We start from the raw sequence: 17,916 nt of genomic DNA on the forward strand, positions 1-17,916 counted from the left end.
TGGTCTGCTACAATCAGGAACGCACCCACCAAGGCAAGATGTGCTGCGGCCGCACGCCCGTACAAACCTTTATTGATGGCAAACGGGAATGGAGGGAGAAGGTAGACAACTTGAATTGATCTGACAGTCGGGTGCCGTCAAAACGGGAGACTGTCAGATCAGGTCTGAACTTCTACATCTGAGTAGTCCAATTTGTCGGTTTCCCGCTATCATCTTGTCTGTTTTGCATTATATGCATTGAATCAGACAGCAGTACACTGCCTACTGTTAATGCTTTTCTGTACTCTCGACCGCACATCGGAACGAGAGCCGCATCCGGAGTCATCCCATGTATTCATTGTTTCCCATGCTGGCCGTGCTGATCTGGTCCGCCAACACCGTGGTGTCCAAAGCCGCGGCCCAGGCGCTGGACCCCGCCGCCATTTCTTTCTATCGCTGGCTGTTGGCAGCCTTGATTCTCACCCCGCTGAGCCTGAGGCCGGTATTGCGCCAATGGCGCGCCATCCGCCCCTGGTTGGGCCGCTTCGCCGTATTGGCCGCGCTCGGCATGGTGATGTACCAATGCCTGGCTTATTACGCCGCGCACAGCACCAGCGCCACCAATATGGGCGTGATCTGCGCCTTGATCCCGCTGCTGGGCCTGGCGCTGAACGCGACCGTCTTTCGCCAGCCCACCGGCGCGCACGCGCTATTCGGCGTGGCGGTGTCCTTGCTGGGGGTGCTTTACCTGCTGGGCCAGGGGCGGCCGCTGGACCTGCTTAGCGGCGGCGTCAACCGCGGCGACGCGCTGATGCTGGTCGGCTCCCTCTCTTACGCGCTGTACGGCATTCTGCTGCGCCGCTGGGCGCCGCCGTTCGGCAGCTGGACCAATCTCTACATCCAGGTGCTGCTGGCTGTGCTGATGCTGGTGCCGGTGGCGATGAGCGCGGACAGCCTGGCGGTGCCGCCGCAAGGCGTCGGCCTGGTCGCCTTCGCCGGCATCGCGTCCTCGGTGCTGGCCCCCTATCTGTGGATGCGCGGCATCCAGGGCCTGGGCAGCGAGCGCACCGCCATCTTCATGAATCTGCTGCCTTTGTTCACCGCCGTGATCGCCAGCGCGCTGCTGGGCGAAACCATCCACGATTACCACTGGCTGGGCGGCGGGCTGATCCTGCTGGGCGTCAGCCTGAGTCAGGGCGGCTGGGCCAAGTTGCGCGGCCTCGTCCGTTCCGCGGCCTGAGCGTCGATTCCGCCGCCGCGCCCGGGCTCCACGGCCGGCGCGGCAGGATTGCCGCGGCCTCGCTTATCGCCTAAGCTCTGTAACAAAACCGCAGCCGGCACGGCCGGCCATGACAACCTCTCTACCGTGGAACCCAAAACCATGTGCCAGTTAATGGGCATGAATTGTAATACTCCAACCGACATCCTGTTCTCCTTCGAAGGCTTTCACCGCCGCGGCGGCCAGACCGACCACCACGCCGACGGCTGGGGCATCGCCTTTTTCGAGAACAAGGGCTGCCGCATCTTCCTGGACGACAAACCGTCCGTGGAATCGCCTGTGGCCCACCTGGTGCGCAACTATCCGATCAAGTCGGAAAACGTGATCGCCCACATCCGCAAAGCCACCCAAGGCGAAGTCAACCTGGCCAACACCCACCCCTTCATGCGCGAAATGTGGGGTCGTTACTGGATATTCGCCCACAACGGCAACCTGGAAAACTTCCAGCCCGAGGCTGGCTGCCATTACAACCCGGTGGGCGGCACCGACTCCGAACGGGCGTTCTGCCACCTGATGGAGCGGCTGCGCGCCAAATGGTGTCAGCAACCGCAGCTGGACGAATTGTTCGCCGAAGTGGCGCGGCTGGCGGCGGAAATCTCCAGCCACGGCGTGTTCAACTTCATGCTGAGCAACGGCGAGGTGTTGTTCGCCCACTGCTCCACCCATCTGCACTACATCATCCGCCAGGCGCCGTTCAACACCGCGCATTTGGTTGACGACGACGTCAGCGTGGATTTCGCCTCGGTCACCACCCCGCACGACCGCGTGGCGGTGATCGCCACCCAGCCGCTGACCGACAACGAAAGCTGGACGCCGCTCGTTCCCGGCGAGCTGCTGCTGTTCCGCGACGGCTCCCCGCTGTCGCAACACCTGCCCGGCTGATCGCCCGCCGACAAGCCTTTGCCGCCGGTGTTATGCTGGCGGCAATGTCTTGTTCAGCGAGGCCTCCATGCAGCGATTCGACTTCAGCTACGCCCCATTCGACGCCCTGAGCCCGGACGAGCGCCTACGCCTGGAAGCTTGCGCCGACATCCTGTTCTACGCCAACGAGCAAACCGTGCTGACGCCGGACGCGCCGGTCACGGCTCTCTACGTAGTGATCAAGGGCGTGGTGAGGGAAATGGCCGGCGACGAGATCGTCGCGCTGTACCGGGCCCAGGACGGCTTCGACGCCCGCGCCACCGCCGCCGGCCAGACCTCTCACCGCTTCATCGTGCAGGAAGAGGCGCTGCTCTACAGCCTGCCTCGCGCGGAAGTGTTGGCGCTGACCGAGAGCAACCCACGCTTCGGCGCCTACTTTTACGCCAGCGTGTCGGAAAAGCTGGGCCGGCTGGCGCAGCGGGCGGGTCAGCGCGAACTGCAAACCTTGTTGGCGGCCACCGTTCGCGACGTCGGCGGCCGCCAACCGGTGTTTGTGGACGGCGGCGCCAGCCTGCGCGACGCGGCGGTGGCAATGAAGTCGCACAAATCCAAATCCGTGCTGCTGCGCGGCGACGGGCGGCTGGGCATCCTCACCACCACCGATTTTCGGGACATTGTGCTCAACGGCGTGTCCTCGGACGCGCCGGCGGCGGAATACTGCCAGTACGATCTGCTGACCATAGACATCGACGACTTCCTGTTCAACGCCCTGCTGCTGATGACGCGCCGCAATCTGCGCCGCCTGGTGGTGACTGAACACGGCGAGCCGGTGAGCATGCTGGCCCAGGTGGACGTGCTCTCCTACTTTTCCAACCACTCCCACCTGATCGCGCAGCGCTTGGAACGCGCGGCCACGCTGGACGAACTGGCGGAAGTAGCGGAGCAGATTCCGCAGCTGGTGCGCATCCTGTCCGGGCACGGCGTCAAGGCGCTGCAGCTGGGTCGGCTGGTGCAAAGCCTCAATGCCCGGCTGTTCGCCCGCGCCTGGCGGCTGATTGCGCCGCCGGAGCTGGTGGCCAACAGCTGCTTGCTGGTGCTGGGTTCGGAAGGGCGCGGCGAGCAGATCCTCAAAACAGACCAGGACAACGCGCTGCTGCTGCGCGACGGCGCGCCCTGGCCGCAACTGGAAGCCAGCTGCCAGGCCTTTTCCGCCGCGCTGGCCCGTTTCGGCTACCCGCCCTGTCCCGGCAACATCATGCTCACCCACCCGGACTGGCGCTTCAGCGGCGCCGAGCTGCGTGATCGCCTCCACCGCTGGGTGCACAGCCCGGACGGCAACGCCTTGATGCGGCTGGCCATCTTCGTGGACGCGGAAGCCGTCTGCGGCGACCCGGCGCTGCTGGAGGACGCCCAAAACTATCTGCGCCTCACCCTGCGCGACGACGCCGGCTTCTTCTCCCGCTTCGCTCGCGCCATCGAACAGTTCGACACCCCGCTGGGCCTGTTTTCCCATCTGCAAACTCGCGACCGCGACGGCCGCGCCGCGCTGGATCTGAAAAAAGGCGGCATCTTCCCTCTGGTTCACGGCATCCGCGCGCTGGCGCTGGAATACGGAGTCAGCGAAAACAACTCGCAGCAAAGACTGCAGGCGCTGACCGCGCAGGGCCGGCTGGAGCGCGGCTTGGCCGAGGATGTGGGCGAGGCGCTGTCCTATCTGATGCAACTGCGGCTGGATCAGGGGCTGGAGCGGCTTGCCGCCGGCAAACCGGCCGACAACCTACTGGAACCGGAAAAGCTGTCCTCGCTGGAGCGGGACCTGCTCAAGGACACGCTGGGCGTTGTCAAGCGATTCAAGGCGCAGTTGCGCCACCATTACCGGCTGGGCAGCTTCTGATGCTGACCGCCCTGCTGCGCCAATGGCAGCGACGCCGGCTGCGCGACCCGGCTTACGCCGAGATGTACCGGGAACACCCGGACGAACTGGTCAGCCTGGACTGCGAAACCACCAGCCTGAATCCGGCGGACGCCGAACTGCTGTCCATCGGCGCGGTCAAGCTGCGCGGCAACCGCATCCTCGCCAGCGAGGCGCTCTACCTGCTGGTGCGCCCGGAACGGGCGCCGCAGGCGGACAATGTGCGCATCCACGGCCTGCGGCCTATCGACGTCCGCCAGGGCCTGGCGGCCCAGGACGCCGTGAGGCGGCTGCTGGATTTCATCGGCGGCCGGCCGCTGTTGGGCTATTACCTGGAATACGACCTGGCGGTGCTCAACCGCTACGTCCGCCCCTGGCTGGGCGTGCCTCTGCCGCAGCGGCGCATCGAGATTTCCGGCCGCTATTACGACTACAAGCTGAGACAGAACCCTGACGCCCACATCGACCTTAGGCTGGCCAGCATCTGCCAGGATCTGGACATGCCCGCGCCGCCGCGCCACGACGCGCTCAACGACGCCATCAACGCGGCCATGCTCTACCTGGCGCTGAAACAGCGCGGCTATGGCTGAGGATGCGTTTCAACGCCGGCGGGAACGCTTGTTCAGCTGATTCCCCCGCCGCCATGCCGCGAACCCGGCGGACGGCCCGTCTAGCCCGCCGCTACCTGCATCACTTTCACGCCGGCCTGCTGCAGGCCGGACAGGTAGTCCGAAGGAATGCCGGTATCGGTAATCAAAGTATCGATCCGGCGAGTATCCAGAATCTTGTGCAGGCTAGTGCGGCGAAACTTGCTGGAATCGGTTACCACCACGACGCGGTCGGCCACTTCGCACATGCAGCGGTTAAGCCTGGCCTCCGCCTCATAGTGCGTACTGACCCCATGCTCCAAATCCAGCCCGTCCACGCCGAGAAACAAGAGATCGAAATGATAGTCCCGCAACGACTGCTCGGCCTGGGTGCCGTAGAAAGACAGCGAAGTGCGACGCAGCTGCCCTCCCGTCATGAATAGCTCCACGCCCGGCGCGTCCGCCAAGACATTCGCGATATTCAGTCCATTGGTCATGACGATCAAATCCTGATGCGCGCTCAGGCAACTGGCGATTTGCTGGGTCGTGGTGCCGGAATCCAGAATGACGCGCTTGCCCGGCGCAACCAGGGTGGCGGCCAGCTGGCCGATTCGCTGCTTGACGCCGGCATTGAGCAGGCTCTTGTCTGAAATCGCTCGTTCCTTGGGCGCGGGCACCGGATCAAACACCAGCGCGCCGCCATAAGAGCGGGTGGCTACGCCTTGCTTTTCCAAAAAAGCCAAGTCATTGCGAATGGTTACCGACGACACCTGAAATTGCGCGGCCAGTTCGGAAACCTGCACGCTGCCGTGCTTGTTCAATTGCTGAACGATGCGCTCGCGACGCTCGCTGGTGCTGACACTGTTTTTGCTTTCTATCATCTTGCGCTCCCGCTGTACGCAGTTTCGGTTTCTTTTCTTTTAACGCGACTCAAAATCAGCGCCTTCCGGCCGCCCTGCCGCCATTATTCCACAGCCTGCCGCGCCCGCCCACTTCGGCAAAAAAGCAACAAAGCAAAATCTTTCTTTTCCTTTCTTCTTTCGGCTATTGAAATCACAATCACATTTCGTTTAGCTTAAAAGGCATGGAAAATAATACAAGAAGAAACAAAACGAAATCAAAAATCGTTCCCATCAACTAACGAGACGACAAATGAACCCCCTGCTACAGCTAGTGCGGCGCCACAGGCAAGGCGAGCACGTCGGCATCTTTTCCGTGTGCTCCGCCCACCCCCTTGTGCTGGAAGCCGCACTGATCCAGGCCCGCGAAAATCAAACCGCCCTGCTGGTGGAAGCCACGTCCAATCAGGTAGATCAGTTTGGCGGCTATACCGGCATGAGGCCCCATGGTTTCAGCGAACACCTGACCCAACTAGCGCAAGGCTGCGGCTTTCCCGCCGACAAGCTGATTTTGGGAGGCGACCACCTCGGCCCCAATCGCTGGCAAAGCCTGCCCGCCGCGGAAGCGATGGAACATGCCCGCGATTTGATCGCCGCTTACGTTGCCGCCGGCTTCCAAAAACTGCATCTCGATTGCAGCATGGCCTGCGCCGACGACGAGCTCCCGCTGGACGACGCGCTAGTCGCCGCGCGCGCGGCGGACCTCGCCCGTGTGGCGGAAGAAGTTGGCCGGCACCTGTATGGCCGCAGCGAGCTTTTATACGTGGTGGGCACCGAGGTGCCTACGCCCGGCGGCGCGCAGGAACATCTGGATGAACTTGCAGTGACTCGGCCGGAAGCCGCCGAGCGCACTCTTCTCGCACACCGCGAAGCCTTTGCCGCCGCCGGTCTGAACGATGCATGGCAGCGCGTGATCGCGCTGGTGGTGCAACCCGGCGTAGAGTTCGATCACATCAGCGTGGCCAACTATCAGCCCGCCGCCGCCGCCGCGCTCAGCCGCATGATAGAGGGGCATCCGGGCCTGGTTTATGAAGCCCATTCCACCGACTACCAAACTCCCGCGGCCTACCGTCAACTGGTGCGAGACCATTTCGCCATCCTCAAGGTCGGCCCGGCTCTCACTTTCGCATTGCGCGAGGCCTTATACGCGCTTGCCGGCATTGAAAACGAATTGCTGCCGGAAAAAGAACGCTCCCATTTACGCAAGGTTCTGGAGCAATCGATGCTGGAGCGCCCCGCCTTCTGGCAAAGCCATTATCACGGCAGCCAGACGGAGTGCCGGCTGGCCCGCAGTTTCAGCTACTCGGACCGCATTCGTTATTACTGGCCCATCCCGGCGGTGGAGGCCAGTTGCCAGACACTGCTCAACAATCTTTCCGCCGTCGCCCTGCCAGAAACCTTGCTCAGTCAGTATTTGCCTGCTCAATATCAGCGTGTGCGCGCCGGCACGTTGGAGGCCAAGCCCAAGGCGCTAGTCATCGATTGCGTCCGAGAGGTGCTGCGCCCCTACGCGGCGGCCTGTCGCGCGGAAACGGAGGAACAGTCATGATCCTGGGACATAGCCGTGAAGGCCTGGCGAAGGCGGGAGGGTTGGCCACCGCTCAGGAGATCGACCAGCAACCGCTCGCCTGGGCCGATACGCTGGACATCGTCGAAGCCGGACGGCCGTCTATCAGCGTTTTTCTGGCGCCGCTGCTCGCCCACCCCAACTTGCGCATCATTTTGACGGGGGCAGGCAGTTCCGCCTTCATCGGCGAAACGCTCGCGCCCTATATCAGCCGCTGGCTCGGCAGGCAGGTGGAGTCCATCGCCACCACCGACATCGTTACCTCTCCCGTCAGCTATTTCAACGCCAAGCGCCCCACCTTGCTGGTCTCCTTCGCTCGCTCCGGAAACAGCCCGGAAAGCCTGGCGGCCATAGAGTTGGCAGACAGCCTGCAACCCTCCTGCCGCCACTTGGTGCTGACCTGCAGTGAACATGGCGAACTCTATCGCCGCAGCCGCGAGAATCCCCGCGCGCTAAGCGTGCTGATGCCGCCGGACAGCAACGATCGCGGCTTCGCCATGACCAGCAGCCTTAGCTGCATGTTGCTTGCTTGTCTGGCCATCCTGTTGCCGCGGCGCTTCAATCCCGTTGAATGCCTGAACATGCTTCAGCGCGGACGTCATCTGATAGACGTATTGCCGCGGCAATTGGCGGGCTGGGCGGCGGCCCCGCCGAAGCGCGTGGTTTATCTCGGCAGCAACGAACTCAAGGGCATCGCGCGCGAAGGGGCGCTCAAGATGTTGGAGTTAAGCGCGGGCCGCATCGTGGCCTTGTTCGATTCCGCCATTGGTTTTCGCCATGGGCCTAAGTCCGTCATTGACGAGCGGACAGTGGTGATACAGCTCATTTCCAACCAGCCGCATGTGCGCCGTTACGAATTAGACCTGCTGCAAGAGCTGCGCCGAGACGCGCGAGCGGAACAAGTCGTAGCGCTTGCCGATCGCCGCGACTCCGTCATTGACGCCGGCGACCGGCTGTATCTGCCTCCAGGAAAAGAGGGCGACGATATGAGCCTGGCTTTTTGCTACCTGCCGTATTTGCAGTACATGGCTTTTCAAGCCTCCATGCTGCTGGGCATCTCTCCGGACTCGCCGTCTCCCGACGGGCATGTCAACCGCGTGGTGCAGGGCGTCACCATTTACCCCTATTCCGAGGCTTAGGAGGCGAAATGCCGAATATCGTATTGAGTCGCATCGATGAACGTCTGGTTCACGGACAGGTGGGTGTGCAATGGGTGGGTTTCGCCGGCGCCAACCTGGTCATGGTGGCCAATGATGAGATTGCCGAGGACGCCCTCCAGCAAAACCTGATGGAGATGGTGCTGGCGGAGGGCATTGCCATCCGGTTTTGGCCGCTGCAAAAAGTGATCGACCAGATCCACCTGGCCGCGGACCGGCAAAAAATCCTCATTGTCTGCAAGACTCCGGGGCACTTTCTGCAATTGATCGAAGGCGGCGTGCCGATCAAACGCATCAATGTCGGCAATATGCATTACGCCAACGGCAAGCGTCAGATCTACAAAACCGTATCGGTAGGCGAACAGGACGTGCGCGACTTCCGGGCGCTGCGCGAAAAAGGCGTGGAATGCTTTATCCAAGGCGTGCCCACCGAGCCGGAACAGGACGTCTACCCCTTGTTGCAAGACCAAGAAGAAGGAGTGTCATGATGGAGATCAGTCTGTTACAAGGCCTGGCCTTGGGCCTGCTGGCCTTTGTCGCCGGGCTGGACCTGTTCAACGGCCTGACCCATTTTCACCGGCCTGTTGTGCTGGGGCCCTTGGTCGGTCTGATTCTGGGCGACGCGCACACCGGCATTCTGGTGGGCGGCACGCTGGAACTGGTGTGGATGGGGCTTGCGCCGCTAGCCGGCGCGCAGCCGCCCAACGTCATCATCGGCACCATCGTCGGCGCCACTTTCGCCATCACCACCGGCGTCAAGCCCGAGGTGGCGGTTGGCGTGGCGGTGCCGTTCGCCGTGGCGGTGCAGATGGGCATCACCTTCCTGTTTTCCGTCATGTCCGGCGTGATGTCGCGCTGCGACGGCATGGCCGCCGCCGGCGACTACAAAGGCATTGAACGGGTGAATCATCTAGCCTTGCTGGCCTTGGGCTCCTTCTATTTTCTCTGCGCCTTTCTGCCCATCTACTTTGGGGCCGAGCACAGCAAAACGATCATCGACATGCTGCCCAAGCGTCTGATCGACGGCCTTGGCGTCGCTGGCGGCATCATGCCTGCCATCGGTTTTGCCATCTTGCTCAAGATTATGATGAAAAACGTTTATATCCCCTACTTCATCCTCGGCTTCGTTGCCGCAGCCTGGCTCAAGCTGCCGGTACTGGCCATCGCCACCGCCGCGCTGGCCATGGCGATGATAGACATCATGCGCAAAGGAGGCGGCCAAACGCCGCCGCGCGCGCCTCAGGAGGCAGCAGAAGATGGCATCTAACACTTTGACCCAAGCCCTGCCGCAGCAAGCGGAATCCAGCGCCGCGGAAATGGATGACGACCGCTACGAAGACCAGAGCCTTGGCGCGGAATTGACGCGACAAGATATCAATCGCTTCGCCTGGCGCTCCTTGCTGTTGCAGGCGTCCTTCAACTACGAGCGGATGCAGGGCGCGGGATGGTTGTACGGTCTGATTCCGGCGCTTCGCAAAATTCATACCCACCCAAGGGACTTGGCGCGCGCGATGAAGGGGCATATGGGCTTCTTCAACACCCACCCCTTCCTGGTCACCTTCGTGATGGGCATCGTCCTGGCGATGGAGCGCTCCAAACAGAGCGTCAACAGCATCCAAAGCGCCAAGATCGCGCTGGGCGCCCCGCTGGGAGGCATCGGCGACGCGATGTTCTGGCTGACCTTGCTGCCTATCTGCGGAGGCATCGGCGCCGATCTCGCCTTGCAAGGCTCCGCGCTTGGCGCGGTGCTTTTCTTCGCCTTGTTCAACACCGTGCACTTCGGCCTGCGCTTCTCCCTGGCTCACTACGCCTACCGAATGGGCATCGCGGCGATTCCCTTGATCAAAGCCAACACACTGAAGGCAGCTCACGCCGCCTCCATCGTCGGCATCACCGTGATCGGCGCCTTGGTCGCCACTTACGTGCGCCTCTCCACCCCCTTGAAAATTACCGCCGGCGACGCGGTGATCAAGTTGCAAACCGACGTGATCGACAAGCTGATGCCCGCCTGTCTGCCTCTGGCCTACACCCTGGCGATGTATATGCTGGTGCGCCGCGGCTGGAGTCCTCTGCGGCTCATCGTCATCACCCTGGCCTTGGGGGTGGCAGGCACCTTTGGCGGCTTCCTCTGAGAACCTGTTTACGATCTACTGCGCGCTCGAGAGATCGTAAACACCTTCTGAGAACCTGATCAAAATCCGCTGCGCTTCGGCGACGCCGCTGTCGCCTCAGCACGGCAAAAGCATCCATCCCGGGGCCTTGACCCCAGCAACCGGAGCAAACCCATGTTGAACGTCATTTTCTGTGGCCATGGCCGCTTCGCCAGCGGCCTGCTCAGCGCCGCCGAACAAATACTGGGCGAACAGCACAACTGCATCGCCATCGACTTCCCCTCCACCTCGTCCACTGCGCTGTTGGAGCAGCAATGCCGCGACGCGCTCGCTTTACTGGATCATTTGCAAGGCGTGGTTTTCTTCACCGACCTTCTCGGCGGCACGCCGTTCCGGATCGCCTCCACGCTGGCGGTGCAAAACCGCCATGTGAAAGTGGAAGTGTTGACGGGAGTCAATTTGCAATTGGCGGTGGAAATGCTGGGGGAACGTAACGGTGAAAACCTGGAGACCTTCCGCCAGCAAGCGCTGGACTGCGGCCGCCGCGGTTTGACCAGCCTTGCCGATGAACTGCAGAAACCGAGCAAGCCGCGTTGGCTGGATGGCGCCCCCGGCGCCGGCATCTGAACCCCGCCCGCGCCTGCCGGAGACCAATATGATCAACCTCATCCGCGCCCGCCGCTTATTGACCGAGCAAGGCTGGCGGGAGCACCAGCTTCTTGTTCACGAGGATGGCGTCATTACGGCGATAGAAGCGATTCCGCCCGACGATGAACAGCGCGACGCCGAGTGGCTGGTCCCGGCCCTGATCGATACCCATGTGCATGGCGGACGGGGCGTCGACGTGATGGATTGCCGCGCCTCCTCGCTGCGCGTGCTGTCGGCGGCCAAGGCCGATGAAGGCGTGGGCGCTTTTTTGGCCACCACCGTCACCGCCCCGCTGCCCGAATTGGAACAAGTGCTGGCCTTGATCGCGGACGTCCGCCATGAAACGCCGCCCGGGGCGGAAATACTGGGCAGCTATCTGGAAGGTCCCTACTTTACCCCCCGCCACAAAGGGGCTCACGAAGAGCGCTGGTTTCGAGAATTGGACATCGCGGAGCTCTCCCGCCTGATCGATTGCGCGGCCGGCTCGCTCAAGGTAGTGGCCCTGGCGCCGGAAAAACCTCAGGCCATCGCCGCCATCCATTACCTGAGCGCGTTGAACGTGCGGGTCATGCTGGGACACTCCGGCGCCGACTACGCCGCCACCCAAGCCGCGCTGGACGCCGGCGCGGCCGGCCTTGTGCACTGTTTCAACGGCATGAGCGGCCTGCATCATCGCGCGCCGGGCATGGCCGGCGCGGGTTTGGCCCATCCCAAAGCCTGGCTGGAGCTGATCGCCGACGGCCACCATGTCCACCCCGCTGTTTTGCGAATATGCCGCTGCTGCGCCGGCGAACGCCTGCTGCTGATCACCGACGCGATGCGCGCAGCCGGCATGCCGGACGGCGCTTACGAACTGGCCGGCAGCATGGTGGAAATGCGGGAAGGCATTGTGCGAACAGCCTGCGGCAGTTTGGCCGGCAGCACCCTGGGATTGCTGGATGCCGTGCGCAATATGGTGGAGCTGGCCGGCGCTGACTTGGCTTCCGCTATCAAAATGGCTTCCCTGCACCCTGCACGGCTATTGGGCATGGACCATGAGTTGGGATCCCTGACGATAGGCAAACGCGCCAATGTGCTGGCGCTGGACGCCCGGATGCAACTGCAGGCGCTATGGGTTCGGGGCCGCCAAGTGAGAGGCAAGATATCCGCCCCGGTTTCAGCGTGAGCCGCGAAATGCGCGGATAGAAAAACAAGAAGGATGCGGGGCCGCATCTTGTCGTTGCTTGACCTTCCGTTTCAACACCAAGGTTCTTGACTATCGCAAGCCCATAAAGGAATCGACATGTCCAGCATACTCTCCCGTTGCCGCCTGCTGCCCATTCTGGCGCTCCCCTGGTGCAGCCTGGCCGCTCAAGCGCAGCTCTTGGCGCCGCTGCCTCCCATGGGCTTCAATAACTGGGCCAGGTTTCAGTGCACGCCGCAAAAACCGCTAGACGGCTCCAACCCGGCGGCCTACTCCTTCCAGCGCTTCATGGAGGACCAAGGCCGGGCGCTGCACGACTCCGGCTTGAGCGCGGCCGGCTACAAAACCGTTGTGGTCGACGACTGCTGGATGATGCGCAACTCACAGGGCTACCTGCACGGCAACCCCAAGTGGTCCGGCACTCAACAGCCTGGCTTTGATTATGAGCTGACGGCCTATATGAACACCCTGCACAATCTTGGCCTGCTGGGCGGCGTATACAACACCGCCGGCGCCAAAACCTGCCAAGGGCAAGCGGCCGGCGCGCAAGGACATCAACAAGCCGACGCCAACTCTTACGCGGCCTGGGGCGTGGATTTTCTCAAGCTGGACAACTGCGGCGCTGAAGGCGGCGTGTCCCTGGAAACACTGGATAAGCAGATGCAGGCGGCGCTGAAAAACGTCAGCCGGCCCATTGTGTTCGATCCCTCCTTGCCGGCGGGTCAATACCCTCAATCCCCCGCCAAATACACTGCGCTGGCACTGGCCAAGCAACTTGGCCAGATGTGGCGGGTGGGGCCGGACATCAAGATCACACATGATTCGGCGCCCCCGGTTTCTCCTTGGGATTCCAAGGAGGCGGGTTATGAAATCGGCGTCTATCAAAGCTACGACAGCACCATCGCCTTGTCGCGCTATGTCGGCCCCGGCAGTTGGAACGACGCCGACCAACTGATGCTGGGTGACAACGGCCTGTCCACCAGTGAAGAAAGAAGCCAAATGGGCCTATGGTCCATCATGGGCGCGCCTCTGTTCATCAGCGCGGACGTCCGCAAAATGGTCAACCCTCAAACCGCCCACCTCAAGGATTCGCTCGCCATCTTGAGCAATCAGCGCGTGATCGCGGTCAATCAGGACCCCTTGGGCGCCGGCGGTTACCGCGTGCTGCGCGACAATCCCGCCAGCAACGCCGGCTTCGACGTCGTCGTCAAACCCTTGAAGGACGGCAGCCTGGCCGCCTTGGTCTTGAACAAGAACGCTAGCGAACAAGCCTATACCTTGAATCTGGCCGCATTGGGCCTGGCTCCCACCGCCAACGGCGCTTACACCGTGCACCACCTGTGGACCGGGGCAAGCCAGTCCTCGGTGAAGGCCGTGACGATGCGGATCGCTCCCCACGACAATATGATGCTCAGAATCGTAGGCGGCGGCGCGCTGACCCCCACCGGTCAGATTCAGACGACTCAGCCCGGCTTTGATGTGGCCGCCAAGTGCTTATCGGTTGCGGGCGCGGCCAAGTCCGGCGCGGGCATCGTCATCGACACTTGCTCTAACTCGCCCATGCAGCAATGGCAACGGCAGAGCAACGGCAACATCAAACTCTTGGGGGCCAAACTCTGCTTGTCCGCCAACGCGACGGCAGGCCCCGGACCGCTCAACGCCTCCACTCAACAATGGGCCAAGCTGGATGCCTGCGATGCGAATGACCCGAAACAAGTCTTCGCCTACACCATGACCGGCAATCTGAAAAACAGCCAAGGTTGTCTGGATGTTTTCCAAGGAGCGGTTTCCGTTGCGGGAACACCTGTCGAGGTTTATCGCTGCGCGGCGGAGACGGCCCCGCAAGTCAACCAGATCTGGTCCGCGCCTCACGGCGCCAAGCTGTAAGCACTCGCCTAACGTCTCGTAAGCAAGAGCGAGACAAAGCAAAAACCACTGAAAAAGCGCGGCTGGCCTGCCTTGGCAGGCCATGCCCGTTCTATCCCGGCGTCTGCTTGCGCCGACGGTACACCGTGCTGCGCGCCACGCCCAACTCCGCCGCCGCGCGGCTGACATTGCCCTGGCAGCGCGCCAGCGTCCGCTCGATCAACTCGTCGCGGCCAACCGTCAACGTAGGGGAAGCTCGGAACGCATCGACTCGGCAGCTGGCCGGCAGCTCTTCCACCCCCAGTTCCGCGCCGTCGTCGGCCAGGGCCAGCATGGTGCGCAAGGCGCTGTACAACTGGCGCGCGTTGCCAGGCCAGTTGCAGGTCAGCAAGGCTGCCCGCAGCGGTCCGCCCAAGCGCACGCCGCGTTGTTCCGCGCCCAGTTCGTCCCACATCTCGTCGATCAGGCGCGGCAGGTCGGCGCGCTCGCGCAAGGGCGGCAGCCGCACTGGGTAGTCCTGCAAGCGATAGAACAGATCGGCGCGGAACTCGCCGGTCGCCGTCATCGCCGCCAGGTCGCGATGGGTGGCGCAAATCAGCGCGAAGTCCACCGCATGCGTCTGACCGCCGCCCAAGGGGGTAACCTCGCGCTGCTGCAAGACTCGCAGCAAGCGCGCCTGCATCGCCGCCGGCATGTCCCCCACTTCGTCCAGGAACAGCACGCCGCCGCCGGCTTCGCGCAGCTTGCCCGCCATGCCCTTGCGCCTCGCGCCGGTGAAGGCGCCCTCCTCGTAGCCGAACAGCTCCGATTCGATCAGCGCCTCCGGTATCGCCGCGCAGTTGACGGCGACGAAGGGGCCGCGGCCGCGCCGGCTGGCGGCATGCAAAGCGCGGGCGAACACCTCCTTGCCCACGCCGGTTTCGCCCTGCAGCAATACCGGGATATCGGCGTTCAACACTTTGACGGCGCGTTGCAAGGCGGCAGAGGTCCGCGCCGCCGCCTCGGCCTTGGGCGCAGGCCGTTCAGCCAAGGCCTTGCGCGCCGGCGGCGTGATGTGCAGATGAAAATGCTGGCCGCGCCGGCTAAGCCGCGTCCGCAAGCCGTCGGCCGGTTGCAGCTCGCCGTCGAACAGCTGGCCGAAGCGCATCCGGCCCAGGTCCGCCCAAACCAGGCCCAGCCAGGCCAGCGCGCAGCTGTTGGCCTCTATCAGCACCTCGTCGGCGAAGACCAGCACGCCTTCGCGCGGCGACCCCAGCAAAGCGTGGTTCAAATGGAAGCGCACCAGCCAATGCCCGGCGGCCGATCGCGCCAGCCAACGGTGTTCGATCTGGCGCGCGGCCAGCCGCACCAGGCCCAAGGCGTGCGCGTCATGGGCGCGCGCGTCGCTGCTGATATTGAGCGCGCCGGCCAGGCGGCCGTTAGGCGCGAAAATGGGCGCGGCCGAGCAGGAAATCCCCCCGTTGCTAGCCAGATAATGTTCCCCGCCGTTGACCTGCACCGCCGCGCCCAAGGCCAGAGCGGTGCCGATGGCGTTGGTGCCTCGGTCCCGCTCGCCCCAGGCCATGCCGGGCAGCAAGGCCACCTGTTCCGCCTTGGGCAAAAAGCCGGGGCAGCCGGCGGCATTGAGAATCACGCCGTCGGCGTCGCTGAGCAGCACAATGCCGCGGCGGTCGATGACTTGCTCCCCCAGCCCGTCCAGCTCGGGCTGAGCCAGCCGCAGCAGCAGGCCGTTGGCCTCGCGCAGCGCGTTCAACGCCGCGCCTTCCAGGCCGTCTTCTTGCCACGCGGCCTGCGGCGGCAAGGCTTGTTGCCGGCAGCGCTGCCAAGACTGGGCGATTTCGCCCCTGAGCCCCGCCGGCGCCAGCCCTTGCTGGAAGAAACTGCGCCGCGCCCGTTCCACGGGCAAAGCGATGGGATGATCCATGGTGAACTCCCTCCGGACATGAAAGCCGGCGCAAGGTCTCGCAAGTGCCACGAGACAGAACGAAAACGGTTGCGGCGGCGGATGAACCCGCGCGTCACCTTAACATGCGGCGCGCCGGGGCCGGCGTCGCATCGAGCGCGACACTGTAGCGTTTTGCAACAGTTTGCGCCGCGTCCAATGGGACAGGTGGCCCGCCTGGCGCTGACCGCGCCATGCCGCGCCGCAATGCGTGAGCCGCAGAATAGCCGCATAAGTTAGCTATGCCGTGTTTTGCACCGCAACACGCGCTCCTGACCTCCGCCCTTGGCACGCTTTCTGCTGAACAATAGCCGCCGCCGCGCGGCAACCGGCCTATTCATAACAGGAGAAACACCATGCGTTACGCTCACCCCGGCACGCCCGGCGCGCTGATCGCCTTCAAGCCCCGCTACGGCAACTATATCGGCGGCGAGTTCACGCCTCCAGTCAACGGTCAGCATTTCACCACCACCTCGCCGGTCAACGGCCAGCCCATCGCCGAGTTTCCGCGCTCCGACGCCACCGACATCGACAAGGCGCTGGACGCCGCCCACGCCGCCGCCGACGCTTGGGGCCAGACCTCCGCGCAACAGCGTTCCTATCTGTTGCTGCAGATCGCGGACCGCATCGAGGCCAATCTGGAAGTGCTGGCCGTCACCGAAACCTGGGACAACGGCAAGCCTGTTCGCGAGACGCTGAACGCGGACATCCCGCTGGCCGCCGATCACTTCCGCTACTTCGCCGGCTGCATCCGCGCCCAAGAGGGCACGGCGGCGGAGATAGACCACAACACCATGGCTTACCACATCCACGAGCCCTTGGGCGTGGTGGGCCAGATCATCCCGTGGAACTTCCCCATCCTGATGGCCGCGTGGAAACTGGCGCCGGCCCTGGCCGCCGGCAACTGCGTGGTGCTGAAACCGGCGGAACAAACGCCGCTGGGCATTGCCGTGCTGATGGAAGTGATAGGCGATCTGCTGCCGCCGGGCGTGATCAACGTGGTTCACGGCTTCGGCAAGGAAGCCGGCCAGGCGCTGGCCACCAGCAAGCGCATCGCCAAGATCGCCTTCACCGGCTCCACCCCGGTGGGCCGCCACATCCTGCAATGCGCGGCGGAGAACATCATCCCGTCCACCGTGGAGTTGGGCGGCAAATCGCCCAATATCTTCTTCGAAGACATCATGCAGGCGGAGCCGTCCTTCATCGAAAAAGCAGCCGAGGGCCTGGTGCTGGCTTTCTTCAACCAGGGCGAAGTCTGCACCTGCCCGTCGCGCGCGCTGGTGCAGGAATCCATCTACCCGGCCTTCATGGCCGAGGTCATGAAGAAGGTAGCGGCGATCAAGCGCGGGGATCCGCTGGACACCGACACCATGGTGGGCGCCCAGGCGTCGCAGCAGCAGTTCGACAAAATCCTGTCCTACCTGGACATCGCGCGCCAGGAAGGCGCCGAGGTGCTGAGCGGCGGCAAGCTGGAGCCGTTGGAAGGCGGGCTGGCGCAAGGCTATTACATCCAGCCCACCTTGTTGAAGGGCAATAACAAGATGCGGGTGTTCCAGGAGGAGATCTTCGGCCCGGTGGTCAGCATCGCCACCTTCAAGGACGAGGCGGAGGCCATCGCCATCGCCAACGACACCGAGTTCGGCCTGGGCGCCGGCGTGTGGACCCATGACATCAACCGCGCCTACCGCGTTGGCCGCGCGATCAAGGCCGGCCGGGTATGGACCAACTGCTATCACCTCTACCCGGCCCACGCGGCCTTCGGCGGTTACAAGAAGTCCGGCATCGGCCGAGAAACCCACAAACGCGCGCTCGACCATTACCAGCAGACCAAGAACCTGCTGGTGAGCTTTGACGGCAAGCCGCTGGGTTTCTTCTAGTCCTTCCACCAATGAAAAAGGCGGAGCCGATCAGCCCCGCCTTTTTCA

15 protein-coding genes are annotated in these 17,916 nt (G+C 63.3%); 13 read left to right on the plus strand and 2 right to left on the minus strand.

The annotated features are described in order from the left end of the window. Positions 1-328 precede the first annotated feature (328 nt). The 4 genes from B0T39_RS02340 to B0T39_RS02355 all read left to right on the plus strand — a co-directional run bounded on the left by B0T39_RS02340 (position 329) and on the right by B0T39_RS02355 (position 4,621). On the plus strand, positions 329-1,219 hold the full coding sequence (locus B0T39_RS02340; RefSeq protein WP_081544638.1) for a DMT family transporter: 891 nt from the start codon (positions 329-331) through the stop codon (positions 1,217-1,219). A 141-nt stretch (positions 1,220-1,360) separates the two neighbouring features. Further along, positions 1,361-2,140 (plus strand): class II glutamine amidotransferase, encoded by a 780-nt coding sequence (locus B0T39_RS02345; RefSeq protein ID WP_081544639.1) that lies wholly within the window; start codon positions 1,361-1,363, stop codon positions 2,138-2,140. Between the two features lie 67 nt (positions 2,141-2,207). Then, positions 2,208-4,013, plus strand: coding sequence for a putative nucleotidyltransferase substrate binding domain-containing protein (locus tag B0T39_RS02350; RefSeq protein WP_081544811.1), 1,806 nt, complete (start codon positions 2,208-2,210; stop codon positions 4,011-4,013). Further along, entirely contained in the window at positions 4,013-4,621 is a 609-nt protein-coding gene (locus B0T39_RS02355; RefSeq protein WP_176219465.1) for a 3'-5' exonuclease, read from the plus strand. The genes B0T39_RS02350 and B0T39_RS02355 overlap by 1 nt, the downstream gene beginning before the upstream one ends. Positions 4,622-4,701: 80 nt before the next feature. On the opposite strand, the gene B0T39_RS02360 is transcribed toward B0T39_RS02355, so the two are convergent. Then, positions 4,702-5,499, minus strand: coding sequence for a DeoR family transcriptional regulator (locus tag B0T39_RS02360; protein WP_081544640.1), 798 nt, complete (start codon positions 5,497-5,499; stop codon positions 4,702-4,704). Positions 5,500-5,770: 271 nt separating this feature from the next. On the opposite strand from B0T39_RS02360, the gene B0T39_RS02365 reads away from it, so the two are divergent. The 8 genes from B0T39_RS02365 to B0T39_RS02400 all read left to right on the plus strand — a co-directional run bounded on the left by B0T39_RS02365 (position 5,771) and on the right by B0T39_RS02400 (position 14,070). Beyond that, positions 5,771-7,066, plus strand: coding sequence for a D-tagatose-bisphosphate aldolase, class II, non-catalytic subunit (locus B0T39_RS02365; protein WP_081544641.1), 1,296 nt, complete (start codon positions 5,771-5,773; stop codon positions 7,064-7,066). Continuing rightward, positions 7,063-8,223, plus strand: a complete 1,161-nt coding sequence (locus B0T39_RS02370; RefSeq protein WP_081544642.1) for an SIS domain-containing protein — start codon at positions 7,063-7,065, stop codon at positions 8,221-8,223. Before B0T39_RS02365 ends, B0T39_RS02370 begins: the two co-directional genes overlap by 4 nt. 8 nt (positions 8,224-8,231) lie before the next feature. Further along, positions 8,232-8,729, plus strand: a complete 498-nt coding sequence (gene agaV, locus B0T39_RS02375) for a PTS N-acetylgalactosamine transporter subunit IIB (protein WP_081544643.1) — start codon at positions 8,232-8,234, stop codon at positions 8,727-8,729. Continuing rightward, positions 8,726-9,508, plus strand: a complete 783-nt coding sequence (agaW, locus tag B0T39_RS02380; RefSeq protein ID WP_240937260.1) for a PTS N-acetylgalactosamine transporter subunit IIC — start codon at positions 8,726-8,728, stop codon at positions 9,506-9,508. The genes agaV and agaW overlap by 4 nt, the downstream gene beginning before the upstream one ends. Next, positions 9,498-10,373, plus strand: a complete 876-nt coding sequence (gene agaE, locus B0T39_RS02385; RefSeq protein ID WP_081544645.1) for a PTS N-acetylgalactosamine transporter subunit IID — start codon at positions 9,498-9,500, stop codon at positions 10,371-10,373. Before agaW ends, agaE begins: the two co-directional genes overlap by 11 nt. A 153-nt stretch (positions 10,374-10,526) precedes the next feature. Further along, positions 10,527-10,979, plus strand: a complete 453-nt coding sequence (agaF, locus tag B0T39_RS02390) for a PTS galactosamine/N-acetylgalactosamine transporter subunit IIA (RefSeq protein ID WP_081544646.1) — start codon at positions 10,527-10,529, stop codon at positions 10,977-10,979. A 28-nt stretch (positions 10,980-11,007) separates the two neighbouring features. Then, a complete protein-coding gene (gene nagA / locus B0T39_RS02395; protein ID WP_081544812.1) occupies positions 11,008-12,165 on the plus strand; it encodes an N-acetylglucosamine-6-phosphate deacetylase in 1,158 nt (385 codons plus the stop codon). Positions 12,166-12,282: 117 nt separating this feature from the next. Continuing rightward, positions 12,283-14,070, plus strand: coding sequence for a hypothetical protein (locus tag B0T39_RS02400; protein ID WP_081544647.1), 1,788 nt, complete (start codon positions 12,283-12,285; stop codon positions 14,068-14,070). Positions 14,071-14,161: 91 nt separating this feature from the next. Here B0T39_RS02400 and B0T39_RS02405 read toward each other — a convergent pair whose 3' ends face one another. Then, a complete protein-coding gene (locus B0T39_RS02405; protein ID WP_081544648.1) occupies positions 14,162-15,973 on the minus strand; it encodes a sigma-54-dependent Fis family transcriptional regulator in 1,812 nt (603 codons plus the stop codon). A gap of 374 nt (positions 15,974-16,347) precedes the next feature. Between B0T39_RS02405 and exaC the strand changes: the two genes are divergently transcribed. Continuing rightward, the gene (gene exaC / locus B0T39_RS02410) at positions 16,348-17,868 is read left to right on the plus strand and encodes an acetaldehyde dehydrogenase ExaC (protein WP_081544649.1); all 1,521 of its coding nucleotides are present in this window, start codon (positions 16,348-16,350) and stop codon (positions 17,866-17,868) included. Positions 17,869-17,916: the final 48 nt, after the last annotated feature.

The sequence above is a fragment of the Chromobacterium haemolyticum genome (genome assembly GCF_002081825.1).
Taxonomy (GTDB): domain Bacteria; phylum Pseudomonadota; class Gammaproteobacteria; order Burkholderiales; family Chromobacteriaceae; genus Chromobacterium; species Chromobacterium fluminis.